This is a genomic window from Microvirga flocculans ATCC BAA-817, from assembly GCF_000518665.1.
In the GTDB taxonomy this organism is placed as follows: domain Bacteria; phylum Pseudomonadota; class Alphaproteobacteria; order Rhizobiales; family Beijerinckiaceae; genus Microvirga; species Microvirga flocculans.
The window spans coordinates 157,108-169,993 of the sequence record NZ_JAEA01000011.1; the positions used below are offsets into that span (position 1 = coordinate 157,108).

The 12,886-nt window shown below is 64.6% G+C and carries 10 protein-coding genes and 1 tRNA gene; 4 read left to right on the forward strand and 7 right to left on the reverse strand.

Features of this window, described 5'->3' with window-relative positions; all coding sequences use genetic code 11:
* Positions 1 to 55 precede the first annotated feature (55 nt).
* The 5 genes from lon to L879_RS0114060 all read right to left on the reverse strand — a co-directional run bounded on the left by lon (position 56) and on the right by L879_RS0114060 (position 6,512).
* A complete protein-coding gene (lon, locus tag L879_RS0114040) occupies positions 56 to 2,482 on the reverse strand; it encodes an endopeptidase La (RefSeq protein ID WP_027316666.1) in 2,427 nt (808 codons plus the stop codon).
* Positions 2,483 to 2,711: 229 nt separating this feature from the next.
* Complete coding sequence (gene clpX, locus L879_RS0114045) at positions 2,712 to 3,980, reverse strand: ATP-dependent Clp protease ATP-binding subunit ClpX (RefSeq protein ID WP_027316667.1); 1,269 nt, start codon at positions 3,978 to 3,980, stop codon at positions 2,712 to 2,714.
* 223 nt (positions 3,981 to 4,203) lie between these two features.
* Complete coding sequence (locus L879_RS0114050) at positions 4,204 to 4,836, reverse strand: ATP-dependent Clp protease proteolytic subunit (RefSeq protein ID WP_027316668.1); 633 nt, start codon at positions 4,834 to 4,836, stop codon at positions 4,204 to 4,206.
* A gap of 77 nt (positions 4,837 to 4,913) precedes the next feature.
* The gene (gene tig / locus L879_RS21715) at positions 4,914 to 6,311 is read right to left on the reverse strand and encodes a trigger factor (protein ID WP_035459639.1); all 1,398 of its coding nucleotides are present in this window, start codon (positions 6,309 to 6,311) and stop codon (positions 4,914 to 4,916) included.
* Between the two features lie 116 nt (positions 6,312 to 6,427).
* Positions 6,428 to 6,512: transfer RNA gene (locus tag L879_RS0114060), tRNA-Leu, on the reverse strand.
* A 171-nt stretch (positions 6,513 to 6,683) separates the two neighbouring features.
* On the opposite strand from L879_RS0114060, the gene L879_RS0114065 reads away from it, so the two are divergent.
* Positions 6,684 to 8,024, forward strand: coding sequence for a multicopper oxidase family protein (locus L879_RS0114065; protein ID WP_027316669.1), 1,341 nt, complete (start codon positions 6,684 to 6,686; stop codon positions 8,022 to 8,024).
* Here the strand turns inward: L879_RS0114065 and L879_RS0114070 are convergent.
* Positions 8,017 to 9,504 (reverse strand): NAD(P)H-hydrate dehydratase, encoded by a 1,488-nt coding sequence (locus L879_RS0114070; protein ID WP_027316670.1) that lies wholly within the window; start codon positions 9,502 to 9,504, stop codon positions 8,017 to 8,019. The two genes, L879_RS0114065 and L879_RS0114070, sit on opposite strands and share 8 nt — an antisense overlap.
* A gap of 179 nt (positions 9,505 to 9,683) precedes the next feature.
* Here L879_RS0114070 and L879_RS0114075 point away from each other — a divergent pair, with 179 nt between their 5' ends.
* The 3 genes from L879_RS0114075 to L879_RS0114085 all read left to right on the forward strand — a co-directional run bounded on the left by L879_RS0114075 (position 9,684) and on the right by L879_RS0114085 (position 12,090).
* A complete protein-coding gene (locus tag L879_RS0114075; RefSeq protein ID WP_027316671.1) occupies positions 9,684 to 10,022 on the forward strand; it encodes a P-II family nitrogen regulator in 339 nt (112 codons plus the stop codon).
* A 70-nt stretch (positions 10,023 to 10,092) separates the two neighbouring features.
* Entirely contained in the window at positions 10,093 to 11,502 is a 1,410-nt protein-coding gene (gene glnA, locus L879_RS0114080) for a type I glutamate--ammonia ligase (protein ID WP_027316672.1), read from the forward strand.
* Positions 11,503 to 11,739: 237 nt separating this feature from the next.
* Positions 11,740 to 12,090, forward strand: coding sequence for a DUF1236 domain-containing protein (locus L879_RS0114085; RefSeq protein WP_027316673.1), 351 nt, complete (start codon positions 11,740 to 11,742; stop codon positions 12,088 to 12,090).
* A 105-nt stretch (positions 12,091 to 12,195) separates the two neighbouring features.
* Here L879_RS0114085 and L879_RS0114090 read toward each other — a convergent pair whose 3' ends face one another.
* Entirely contained in the window at positions 12,196 to 12,795 is a 600-nt protein-coding gene (locus L879_RS0114090) for an outer membrane protein (protein WP_027316674.1), read from the reverse strand.
* Positions 12,796 to 12,886 lie beyond the last annotated feature (91 nt).

The following is a 12,886-nucleotide window of genomic DNA, read 5'->3' on the forward strand; positions in this document are numbered from 1 at the left end:
GAAGCCCCCGGGCGGTTGCCCGGGGGCTTCTGTCGTTAGGTCATGCCGTAAACGCTTAGTGAGCCACGACCCCGGCCGAGTCGTCCTCGACCCCAGGCTTGGGCCCCTTGAGAACCGAGGCCTCGTCCCACTCGATCGGCTCAGGCATCCGCACGAGAGCGTGCTGGAGAACCTGGTCCATCATGGAGACCGGGACGATCTCCAGGCCGTTCTTCACGCTGGCCGGGATGTCGACCAGATCCTTCGCGTTCTCCTCGGGGATCAAGACCTTCTTGATGCCGCCGCGGAGCGCCGCGAGGAGCTTCTCCTTGAGGCCGCCGATGGGCAGCACCCTGCCCCGCAGCGTCACCTCGCCCGTCATGGCCACGTCGCGGCGAACCGGAATGCCCGTGATCACGGAGACGATGGCGGTCGCCATGGCGATGCCGGCGGACGGACCGTCCTTGGGCGTCGCGCCTTCCGGCACGTGCACGTGAATGTCCCGACGGTCGAACAGGGGCGGCTCGACGCCGAAATCGACGGCCCGGGAGCGGACATAGGACGCCGCCGCCGAGATCGATTCCTTCATGACGTCACGCAGGTTGCCCGTGACGGTCATCTTGCCCTTGCCCGGCATCATGATGCCTTCGATGGTGAGCAGCTCGCCACCGACCTCGGTCCAGGCCAGACCCGTGACCGTGCCGACCGAATCCTCCGTCTCGGCCTCGCCATAGCGGAAGCGCGGCGGGCCCAGGAAGTCCGGCAGGTTGCCGGTCGTGACCTCGACGTTCTTGACCTTGGAGATGAGGATCTCCTTCACGGCCTTGCGGACGAGATTGTTGATCTCGCGTTCGAGGTTACGCACGCCCGCCTCGCGGGTGTAGCGGCGGATCAGCATGAGGAGGGCCTCGTCGCCGATCTTCCACTCCTTCTCCGCCAGTCCATGCTTCTGGATGGATGAGGGGATGAGGTGGGTGCGGGCAATCTCGGCCTTCTCTTCCTCGGTGTAGCCCGCGATGCGGATCACCTCCATACGGTCGAGAAGCGGACCGGGAATGTTGAGCGTGTTGGCCGTCGTGACGAACATGACGTTGGACAGGTCGTAATCGACCTCCAGGTAATGATCGTTGAAGGTGTTGTTCTGCTCGGGGTCGAGAACCTCCAGCAGGGCCGCCGATGGATCGCCGCGGAAGTCCATGCCCATCTTGTCGATTTCGTCGAGCAGGATGAGGGGATTGGACGTCTTGGCCTTGCGCATCGACTGGATGATCTTGCCGGGCATCGAGCCGATATAGGTGCGGCGGTGGCCGCGGATCTCGGATTCGTCACGGACGCCGCCGAGCGACATGCGCACGAACTCACGGCCCGTGGCCTTGGCGATCGACTTGCCGAGGGAGGTCTTGCCCACACCGGGAGGACCGACGAGGCAGAGAATCGGGCCCGTGAGCTTGTTGGCGCGCTGCTGCACGGCCAGGTACTCGACGATGCGCTCCTTGACCTTCTCCAGACCGTAATGGTCCGAATCCAGGACGTCCTGGGCGGCCTTCAGGTCCTTCTTCATCTTCGAGCGGCGGCCCCACGGAATGCCGAGCAGCCAGTCGAGATAATTGCGCACGACGGTGGCTTCCGCGGACATGGGCGACATCTGGCGCAGCTTCTTGAGCTCGCCCAGCGCCTTTTCTCGGGCTTCCTTCGTGAACTTGGTCTTCTCGATCTTCTCCTCGAGCTCGGCCAGCTCGTCGCGACCTTCGTCGTCGCCGAGCTCCTTCTGGATCGCCTTCATCTGCTCGTTGAGGTAGTACTCGCGCTGCGTCTTCTCCATCTGACGCTTCACGCGGGTGCGGATCCGCTTCTCGACCTGGAGAACGGAAATCTCGCTCTCCATCATGCCGAGCACCTTCTCCAGGCGCTGGGCGACGGTCGGCGTCTCCAGGATCGCCTGCTTGTCGGCGATCTTGATGGCCAGATGCGAAGCGATCGTATCGGCGAGCTTGGCGGGCTCGTCGATCTGGGTCACGGCGGTCACGACCTCCGGCGACACCTTCTTGTTCAGCTTCACGTAATTCTCGAACTCGGCCACGACGGAGCGGGCGAGCGCCTCGGCCTCCACCTGATCCCCGAGCGCGTCCGGAAGCGCTTCGGCTTCGGCCTCGTAATATTCGTCCGTGCGGGTATAGGCCTTCACCTGGGCGCGGCTGGCGCCCTCCACGAGCACCTTCACGGTGCCGTCGGGCAGCTTCAGGAGCTGGAGCACGTTGGCGAGGGTGCCGACCTTGTAGATCGCATCCGTGGCGGGATCGTCATCCGTCGCGTCGATCTGGGTTGCCAGGAGAATGTGACGGTCCCCTTTGACCACTTCCTCAAGCGCGCGGATCGACTTTTCGCGGCCGACGAAGAGCGGCACGATCATATGCGGAAAGACAACAATGTCGCGCAGAGGCAGAACCGCATAGGTTCCGGTCGAGCCTGGAACGACAGGCTGACGTGGCTTCGATTGTGTCATGAGGCGACTTCCTTTTCACTGCGTCCGACCGCCCCCTCGAATGAGCTGGACCTCGGACGGATAACCGGAATGCTCAGGCTGTTTTTATGGGCTGCACCCGGTACGTCGGGCCCTCCCTCGAACGATGAGCGGACAGCGCCGGCGCAAGAGATAATGTGGCGTTGCGGACCGGGCGTTTCAAGACAACGGCCCGCAACGGATCGATTCATCAAAGAGCCTCGCCCCGCCCTCAGGCGCTGGCGCTTGCCGCCTGTTCGCTGCGGTCGCCGTGGATGAAGAGCGGCTTGGCCTTGCCCTCCACCACCTCGGGACCGATCACCACCTGCTCGACGGAATCGAGGCCCGGCAGGTCGTACATGGTCTCCAGGAGGATGCCCTCCATGATCGACCTCAGGCCGCGGGCGCCCGTCTTGCGCTCGATCGCCTTGCGGGCGATCAGGGACAGGGCCTCTTCCTGGAAGGTCAGCTGAACGTTCTCCATCTCGAAGAGACGCTGGTACTGCTTCACCAGGGCGTTCTTGGGCTCCTGCAGGATCTTCTTGAGGGCGTCCTCGTCCAGGTCCTCCAGGGTCGCCAGGACCGGCAGGCGGCCGACGAACTCGGGAATGAGGCCGAATTTCAGCAGATCCTCGGGCTCCACCTCGCGGAAGATCTCGCCCGTCCGGCGGTCGTCCGGCGCGCTCACGGAGGCGCCGAAGCCGATGGACGTGCCCTTGCCGCGGCCGGCGATGATCCGCTCGAGGCCGGCGAAGGCGCCGCCGCAGATGAACAGGATGTTCGTGGTGTCGACCTGCAGGAACTCCTGCTGCGGGTGCTTGCGGCCGCCCTGCGGAGGCACGGAGGCCACGGTGCCTTCCATGATCTTCAGGAGCGCCTGCTGCACGCCCTCGCCCGAGACGTCGCGGGTGATCGAGGGATTGTCCGATTTGCGGGAGATCTTGTCGATCTCGTCGATGTAGACGATGCCGCGCTGGGCCCGCTCCACGTTGTAGTCGGAGGCCTGGAGCAGCTTGAGGATGATGTTTTCCACGTCCTCGCCGACATAGCCCGCCTCGGTCAGGGTCGTGGCGTCGGCCATGGTGAAGGGCACGTCCAGGATCCGGGCGAGGGTCTGAGCGAGCAGGGTCTTGCCCGATCCGGTGGGGCCGATCAGCAGGATATTGGACTTGGCCAGCTCGACGTCGTTGTGCTTCGTCGCGTGGGCCAGGCGCTTGTAATGGTTGTGGACCGCCACCGAGAGCACCTTCTTGGCGTGCTCCTGGCCGATCACGTAATCATCCAGAACGCGGCTGATTTCCTTGGGGGTCGGGACCCCGTCGCGGGACTTCACGAGGGACGATTTCGACTCCTCGCGGATGATGTCCATGCAGAGCTCGACGCATTCATCGCAGATGAAAACGGTCGGGCCAGCGATCAGCTTGCGAACCTCATGCTGGCTCTTGCCGCAGAAGGAGCAGTACAGCGTACTCTTGGAGTCGTTGCCGCCAGCCTTGGTCATTATCACATCTCCAATCCGTGCCGGGACGGCCCCCTGCCGACCCAACACTCTTAAGTTACGAGCGACGGAGCTAATAAAATGTTCCGTCGCTAAGAATTGATCGCCTGATCGCCCTACCTTCCCGAATCCCCATGCAATCACGCGAGGCGCGCATGATCAATAGGAACGGGAATGCCCGCCAAAAAGACGCACCCGGGAGGAATTTGTCCCCAGGTTTTAAGGGTTAGGCCGGAGTCGCGGCCGGCTCGGGGCGCTTGGCGATCACCTGATCGATCAGCCCGAACTCGCGGGCGGCTTCGGCGGTCATGAAGTTGTCGCGCTCGAGAGCCCGCTCGATCTCTTCGTAGCTGCGGCCGGTGTGGCCCACGTAGATCTCGTTCAGGCGACGCTTGAGGGCCTCGCTCTCGCGGGCATGGATCATGATGTCCGTGACCTGGCCCTGGTAGCCGCCGGAGGGCTGGTGGACCATGATGCGGGCGTTCGGGAGGGCGAAGCGCATCCCCTTCTCGCCGGCGGTCAGCAGCAGGGAGCCCATGGAAGCGGCCTGGCCGACGCAGAGGGTCGAAACCGGGCAGCGGATGAACTGCATGGTGTCGTAGATCGACAGGCCCGAGGTCACGACGCCGCCGGGCGAGTTGATGTAGAAGGAGATTTCCTTCTTGGGGTTCTCGGCCTCGAGGAACAGAAGCTGCGCCACGATCAGCGAGGCCGAGTAATCTTCGACGGGACCCGTGAGGAAGATGATCCGTTCGCGCAGGAGGCGCGAATAGATGTCGAACGCACGCTCGCCGCGATTCGACTGCTCAACCACCATCGGGACGAGCGTATTGTTAAAGAGCGCTACCGGGTCTCTCATTGTCTCACTGCTCCAGTTCGGCCGCGAATCTCCGCGGCCGTGCGTGTCAAGCAAGCAACGAGACGCTTAAGAGAGCGTTACTCGCCCTTGCCGGCTTTCTTACCGCCCTTCGCCTTCTTCGGCTCGGAAACGGTTTCCTCTTCGTCGTCGCTGAAGAGCGCCTCCTTGGAGACGGCCTCCTCGTTCACCTTCACCTGGGACAGGATCTGGTCCACGACCTTCTCCTCGAACAGAGGAGCCCGGATTTCAGCTAGGGCCTGCGGGTTCTTTTGGTAGAACTCCCAAACCTGGCGCTCCTGGCCGGGATACTGACGGACCCGTTCGATGAGAGCCTGAGTCACCTCATCGTCGGAGATCTTGATATCGGACTTCTCACCGATCTGTGCAAGGACCAACCCGAGACGCACGCGGCGCTCGGCGATCTTGCGGTACTCGGCCTTAGCCTCTTCTTCGGTGGTGTCCTCATCCGCGAAGGTGCGGTTGTTCGACTTCATGTCGCCGAGGACCTGCGCCCACACGGCCGAGAATTCCTGCTCGACCAGGGTCGGCGGCAGCTCGAAGCTGTACTTGCCGTCGAGAGCGTCCAGGAGATCCTTCTTGACCTTGCGGCGGGACTGCGCGTCGAAGTCGCGCTTGATCGCGTCGCGGATCGCGTCCTTGAGCTTCTCCAGGGACTCCATGCCGAAGCCCTTGGCCATCTCGTCGTCGATCTTCAGCTCGCCGGGAGCCTCGACCTCCTTCACGGTCACGTCGAACTCGGCATCCTTGCCGGCGAGGTGGGCCGCCAGGTAGTTCTCGGGGAACTTCACCTTCACGAGCTTGGTGTCGCCTGCCTTCAGGCCGAGGAGCTGCTCCTCGAAGCCGGGAATGAAGGTGTTGGAGCCGAGCTCGACCCGGATATCCTCACCCTTACCGCCGTCGAACTCCGCGCCGTCGATGCGGCCGACGAAATCGACCACGACGCGGTCGCCCTCGGCCGACTTGCCGTTCTTGGTCTCGAAGGAGCGGTTCTGCTTGGCCATCCGCTCGAGCGATTCGTTGATCTCGGCATCGGTGACTTCGGCCACCGGCTTCTTAACCGACACGTCGGACAGATCGACGAGGTCGAAGGTCGGCAGCACCTCGAGAGCGATCGTGAAAGCCAGGTCGCCCTTGGCCTCCATGGCCTTCTCGACCTCGTCCTTGCTCTCGGGGAACTGGACCTGGGGCTCGTGGGCGAGCTTCAGGCCGTGATCCTCAACGATCTTGCGGTTGGCCTCGTTGACGGCGTTCTGCATGACGTCGGCCATGACGGAGCGGCCATAGACCCTGCGCAGATGGCCAACCGGCACCTTGCCGGGACGGAACCCGTTGAGCTGCACGCGACCCTTGAGGGCCGACAATTCGCTGTTCAGGCGCTCTTCCAACTCGGTGGCCGGGAGCACGACCTTGAACTCTCGCTTCAAGCCTTGGGACAGTGTTTCCGTCACCTGCATGGTACTATTCGCCTTCATTCGCTCGAAAGAATCTCAAATCCAGGCTCCGGCCGATGCGGCGTCATGCCGGCACAACCAGGCCATGTGGAGCCTCCGGAACCCAACCCTGACGGGATTGGTGCGGGCGGAGGGACTCGAACCCCCACAACTTTCGTCGCTGGAACCTAAATCCAGTGCGTCTACCAATTCCGCCACGCCCGCGCGTGAGCGGCGCGCGCGAACGCGCCCCTCCTCCGGGACGCGGCTCTATAGCACGGTTAAAAGACAGTGCATCAAAAAAGTTCATGGCCGGTCCCCTCGCAACCAACCTTGGCCATTGGCGTTCAAAGCTGTAGCGCCTGGAGCGCAACCTCGAACCGATATGAGCCCCGCATGATCACCCGCCGCGCCGTCGCCGCCGGTCTCGCAACGACCCTGATCGGCCTCCCCAGAACGGGACAGGCGCAGGATTCCCTCGGCTCCGAATTTCTCCTTACGGCCAAGCCCGCCCGGCTGAAGCTGCGCCCCGATGCGCCCGGCACGGCGGAGGTCTGGACCCTCGGCGATTCCTTGAGCCCGGTCCTGCGGGCGAGGCCTGGGCAGGAACTCCGGATGACGTTGCGGAACGAAACTTCCCGACCGCTCTCCCTCCACGTTCACGGGATGCGGGGCCCGAACGCCGCGGATGGCGTCGGCGGGCTGACCCAGGCTCCGGTGTTTCCGGGCCAGAGCCACGAATCCCGCTTCGTCCCGCCCGATTCCGGCACCTTCCTGCTCCGTCCCTGCATTCTCGGCGGCAGTGCGGAGCCCCTGGAGCGGGGTCTCTCGGGCCTGCTGATCGTGGAGGAGCCGCGCGCTCCCGAAGTGGACCGGGACCTGGCTCTCCTGATGGACGACTGGCGGCTCGCCGAGGACGGGACGCTGGCTCCCTTCGAAAGGCCATCGGAGCCCGCCCCTGCCGGGCGGCTCGGAAATTGGCTGAGCGTGAACGGCGGGCCGACTCCGCAGAGGATCGAGGCTCCGCCCGGCGGGCGGCTTCGCCTACGCCTCGCCAATGCCTGCAACGCCCGGGCCATGCGCCTGCGCTTCGATGGGCTGAAGGCCTATGTGATTGCCGTGGACGGGCAGCCGACGAGCTCCTTCGAGCCGCTTAGGGCCTCCCTGCCCTTCGCGCCCGGCACCCGCTACGACCTGCTGGCGGACATCCCCGCCGAGGCCGGGGCGAGAGGCGCGGTCATGGCCCTGATCGGCGACGGGATGCCTCTCGTCGAGATCGTCGCCACCGGCAGCGCGCGACCGGCGCTGCCGCCGGTCGCCCCCTTGCCTCCTAACCCGAAGCTCCCGGACGCCATCAAGCTGCAGAACGCCGCCCGCAAGGATCTGGTGATCAAGGGCGATCCCCAGTCGCCGACCGTCCCCTGGACGATCAATGGCGCCGCCGGGAACGCGTCGGGCCCCCCTCTCCTGAAGGTCAGGCGCGGCAGCCCCGTCGTTCTGACGCTGACGAACCAGACGGCGTTCATGCAGCCCCTGCACCTGCACGGCCATTGCTTCCGCCTGCTGCACGCCCTCGACGACGGCTGGGAGCCCTACTTCCTCGACACCGTGCAGGTGCCGGAAAACAGGACGATCCGCATCGCCTTCGTCGCCGACAACCCCGGCAAATGGCTTCTCGCCTCGACCGTGATGGAGCGGTTCGATGCGGGCCTGTGGACCTGGATCGAGGTCACCTGAGAAGCTCGCGCAGGACGGCGGGCACCTGTTCCGCCAAGTCTTCGGAGATGAGGCCGGGCCCGAACTGCGCGCCCGCCTCCGCATGGATCCAGGCCCCGGCGCAAGCCGCCTCGAAGGCGGGCAGGCCCTGCGCCATCAGGCCTGCGATCAGGCCGCACAGGGTATCGCCCGAACCCGCCGTCGCCAGATAGGGCGTGCCGTTCTCGTTGATCGCGGCCCGCCCGTCGGGGGCGGCGATGACCGTATCGGCACCCTTGAGCAGCACCACGGCGCCCGTATAGGCGGCGGCTCGCCGGGTCCGCTCGATTTTCGATTCCGGATCAAGGATGTCCGGGTGTCCCTTGAACAACCGGTTGAACTCCCCGCCATGAGGCGTGAGCACGGTCGGCGCATGGCGGAAGGCTCCATGAAGCTCGGAGGCGAGGCCCTCGAAGGAGGTTAGCGCATCGGCATCGAGGACGAGGCTGCGCCTTGCATGGACCGCGACGGAAACCATGGCCCGGGTCGCGGCGTGGACCCCCAGCGCAGGACCGAGCACGAGGGCGTTGAAGCGCGGGTCCTGGAGAATCGCATGGAGGCCCTCCGGACCGTCGCAGCCCCGGAGCATGACGGCGGTGAGTTGCGCCGCGTTGACCCCGAGGGCCTCGGGAGGCGAGGCCACGGTGACCAGGCCGGAGCCGATCCTGAGGGCCGCGCGCGCCGCCAGACGCGCCGCCCCCGTCCGGGTGGCTCCGCCCGAGGCGACGAGGGTGTGACCGCGCTCGTATTTGTGGGAGGAAAGCCCGGGCTTCGGCAGGGCATGCCGCCACAGGGCCGGACCGTTCGCGAAGAGGCCTCCGCTCTCGGCCTCCAGGGTTTCGCGCAGGATCCCGATATCCGCCACCTCGACAGCGCCGCTGTAGGCGCGCCCGGGCAGGAGCAGATGGCAGGGCTTGCGGGCGGCGAAGGTCACCGTGCGGACCGCCTTGACGGCCACGCCCCGAACTTCCCCGGTGTCGCTGTCGATTCCCGACGGCAGATCGACCGCCAGGATCGGCTTGCCTGTCCCGTTCATGCGATCCACCGCGAGCCGCGCCATCCCTTCAAGGTCACGGGTGAGGCCCGTGCCGAAAAGGGCGTCGACGATAAGATCCGCCTCATCGAGAGCTGCGTCGTCGACGCTGCCGATCTTTCCGGCCCATCCTTTCGCCGCCTCGATCGCATCGCCGGTCAGGCGCTTCCGGCTTCCCAGCAGGAACAGCGAGACCCGATATCCCTGCTCCGCCAGAAGGGTCGCCGCGACGAAACCGTCGCCGCCGTTCTGGCCCGGCCCGGAAACGACGGCGATGCGGCTGCCTTTTGGGGACATGGCCTGCACGGCCTCGGCCACGGCGCGCCCTGCCCGCCTCATGAGATCGATACCGGGCGTGCCCGCGGCGATCGTCGCGGCATCGGCCCGCCTCATTTCCGAGGCCGTGAGGATGATTTCAGGGGCCGGCATGAGGGCCAACCGGCTTCGAAAAAGTCACAATGACCGCCAAAGATGCACCTGCACAAACTTTAGTCAGAGAATGCCTCTCAGGGCGGCAAAACGGCCGCCCGTGAATTGCTGAAGCCATGGAAGGTGCCTCCTCCTGGTGCTAAAAGCGGCAAAACCTCGAACGAGAACGGTTGATCCGGATGAAGAAGATCGAAGCCATCATCAAGCCCTTCAAGCTGGATGAAGTCAAAGAAGCTCTCCAGGAAGTCGGCCTTCAGGGCATTACCGTGATCGAAGCCAAGGGCTTCGGCCGCCAGAAAGGCCATACCGAGCTCTACCGCGGCGCGGAATACGTCGTGGACTTCCTGCCGAAGGTGAAGCTCGAGATCGTCCTCAACGACGAGATGGTGGAAAGCGCCATCGAGGCCATCCGCAAGGCCGCCCAGACCGGTCGCATCGGCGACGGCAAGATTTTCGTTTCGACGGTCGAAGAGGCCGTTCGCATCCGCACGGGCGAGACCGGATCCGACGCGATCTAAGCTCGCTTTCCCAAACCAAGGCCCGTGGGCCGAGGACAATCCCAAAAGGGCAGAAGAGGACCAGACGATCATGCAGACCGCCAAGGATGTGCTCAAGGCGATCAAGGACAACGACGTCAAGTACGTCGACTTCCGTTTCACGGATCCGCGCGGCAAGTGGCAGCATGTGACCTTCGACGTGTCGATGGTCGATGAGGACCTGTTCGCCGACGGCATCATGTTCGACGGCTCGTCCATCGCCGGCTGGAAGGCGATCAACGAATCCGACATGACCCTCATGCCCGACCCGACGACGGCGCAGATGGATCCGTTCTTCTCGGCGTCCACCCTGTCGATCAACTGCGACATCCTCGAGCCCGCCACCGGCGAGCCCTACAACCGCGACCCGCGCGGCATCGCCAAGAAGGCCGAGGCCTATCTGAAGTCCACGGGCATCGCCGACACGGTCTATGTCGGCCCCGAGGCCGAGTTCTTCGTGTTCGACGACGTGCGGTTCTCCGCCGATCCCTACAACACCGGCTTCAAGCTCGACGCCGCGGAACTTCCGATCAACGGCGACACCGCTTACGAGGGCGGCAATCTCGGCCACCGCATCCCGACCAAGGGCGGCTATTTCCCGGTTCCCCCGCTGGACTCCGCGCAGGACATGCGCAGCGAGATGCTGGCCGCCATGAAGGCCATGGGCGTGACGGTCGAGAAGCATCACCACGAGGTGGCTTCCGCCCAGCATGAGCTCGGCACGAAGTTCAACACGCTCGTGCGCACCGCCGACGAAATGCAGATCTACAAGTACTGCATCCACAACGTCGCCCAGTCCTACGGCAAGACGGCCACCTTCATGCCGAAGCCGGTCTATGGCGACAACGGCTCGGGCATGCACGTCCACCAGTCCCTCTGGAAGGGCGGCAAGCCTCTCTTCGCGGGCAACAAGTATGCCGACCTCAGCCAGGAATGCCTGTGGTACATCGGCGGCATCATCAAGCACGCCAAGGCCCTGAACGCCTTCACCAACCCGTCGACGAACTCCTACAAGCGTCTCGTCCCGGGCTATGAGGCCCCGGTGCTGCTGGCCTACTCCGCCCGCAACCGCTCGGCGTCCTGCCGCATTCCGTGGACGACCTCGCCGAAGGCCAAGCGCGTCGAGGTCCGCTTCCCCGATCCGACCGCCAATCCGTATCTCGCCTTCGCGGCGCTGCTGATGGCCGGTCTTGACGGCATCGTGAACAAGATCGATCCCGGCCAGGCCATGGACAAGGATCTCTACGACCTGCCTCCGCGCGAGCTGAAGAAGATCCCGACCGTCTGCGGCTCCCTGCGCGAAGCTCTCGCCAGCCTCGACAAGGACCGTGCGTTCCTCAAGGCCGGCGGCGTCTTCAACGACGACTTCATCGACGCCTACATCGAGCTGAAGATGACCGAGGTCGCTCGCTTCGAGATGACCCCGCATCCGGTCGAATTCCAGATGTATTATTCGGTCTGATCTTACCGACATCCTCCCGGCTGCTGGACGGCGGCCTTCCTTCGCCGGAGCTCTCTGAGCTCCGGCTTTTTTTATCCCGGCATCAGAAACTTACGCCCTCGTTGGGATCAAAAGCTGGGATCAAAAGCAGTGTGGGGAGGGAACGGTCCAGGCGGCCCCGAGTTATCCAGCCCATGCGGGCGGCCCCTGGCCGCTTGCGTGAATGATGAACCCGGAAACCTGAGAGGAGATCGCACGATGAAAAGCCTCATGATCGCGACCGCGACCGCCATCGGCCTGCTGGCCGCCGTCCCGGCGGGCGCGCAGACCTCGGTGACGACCACCACGACCGAGACCACAGGCTCCATCACGATAGCCCCTGAGAAGCGCACCATCATCCATAAGCAGCTCGGCACCACCAAGCCCGTGACGATCAAGGAGCGCGTGACGGTCGGCGCCACGGTACCGGATACGGTCGAACTGCAATCCGTCCCCGAGACCATCGTCTCGGAGGTCCCGGCCGTGAAGGGCTACCGGTACTTCGTCTACAACGGCGAAGTGGTGCTCGTGGACCCGCAGACCCGCAAGGTGGTCACCATCGTCGAATAAGGCGAATCCTCGACCGGATAACGGCCCATAAAGGCCGTCCTGCCCTGAAAAACAAAAAGGCCCGGGTTTCCCCGGGCCTTTCCGTTGTCTCGGAAGAGACGGATCTTAGTAGGTGCCGAAGCGGTAGTTCAGACCGGCGCGGACCACACCGAACTCGGCATCGTAGCTGCCGAAGGGGGTGTCCTGGTCGAGGCTGACGTACAGGCCTTCGATCTTGGCCGAGAGGTTGTTGGTGAAGGCGTACTCAAGGCCGCCACCGACGGTCCAGCCGTTGGCGTCGTCAGCGAAGGCGAAGCCGCCCGTGGCGTAGACGAGAGCGCGGTCGAAGGCCACACCGGCGCGGGCGCGGACGGTGCCGAACCAGTCGTCGCGATCGAAGACCACGTGGTCGCCGCCGAAGTCGGCGTACTGGATGTCGCCTTCGAGACCGACGACGAACGAGCCGATCTGGTAGTTGTAGCCAGCCTGGGCGCCGCCGACGAAGCCGGCTTCGTCATCAACGGCGTAGGGAACGCCGGCGATGGTCACGGAGTCGTTCGTGGACCAGCCGAAGCCAGCGTTCACACCGACGTAGAAGCCGGTCCAGGTGAAGACCGGAACGGCGGCGACGACGGGAGCCGGAGCGCGGCGGGAGGGAAGGTCAGCAGCGACGGCGCCGGTGGCGAGGCCGAGCAGGGCAACCGAAGAGAGGAGGATCTTTTTCATTTCTCTTGTCCATCTGTTGGAAGGATGTGGGCGGCTTGTAGCCTAGAGTTGCCCCAGCGTCTGTCACTTTCCTGCCACACATAGGTCTGGA

Excerpts from the sequence above, each read along its gene's own strand:
- lon (WP_027316666.1), bottom strand. The coding sequence starts at position 2,482 with ATGACACAATCGAAGCCACGTCAGCCTGTCGTTCCAGGCTCGACCGGA.
- clpX (WP_027316667.1), bottom strand. The coding sequence starts at position 3,980 with ATGACCAAGGCTGGCGGCAACGACTCCAAGAGTACGCTGTACTGCTCC.
- L879_RS0114050 (WP_027316668.1), bottom strand. The coding sequence starts at position 4,836 with ATGAGAGACCCGGTAGCGCTCTTTAACAATACGCTCGTCCCGATGGTG.
- tig (WP_035459639.1), bottom strand. The coding sequence starts at position 6,311 with ATGCAGGTGACGGAAACACTGTCCCAAGGCTTGAAGCGAGAGTTCAAG.
- L879_RS0114065 (WP_027316669.1), top strand. The coding sequence starts at position 6,684 with ATGATCACCCGCCGCGCCGTCGCCGCCGGTCTCGCAACGACCCTGATC.
- L879_RS0114070 (WP_027316670.1), bottom strand. The coding sequence starts at position 9,504 with ATGCCGGCCCCTGAAATCATCCTCACGGCCTCGGAAATGAGGCGGGCC.
- L879_RS0114075 (WP_027316671.1), top strand. The coding sequence starts at position 9,684 with ATGAAGAAGATCGAAGCCATCATCAAGCCCTTCAAGCTGGATGAAGTC.
- glnA (WP_027316672.1), top strand. The coding sequence starts at position 10,093 with ATGCAGACCGCCAAGGATGTGCTCAAGGCGATCAAGGACAACGACGTC.
- L879_RS0114085 (WP_027316673.1), top strand. The coding sequence starts at position 11,740 with ATGAAAAGCCTCATGATCGCGACCGCGACCGCCATCGGCCTGCTGGCC.
- L879_RS0114090 (WP_027316674.1), bottom strand. The coding sequence starts at position 12,795 with ATGAAAAAGATCCTCCTCTCTTCGGTTGCCCTGCTCGGCCTCGCCACC.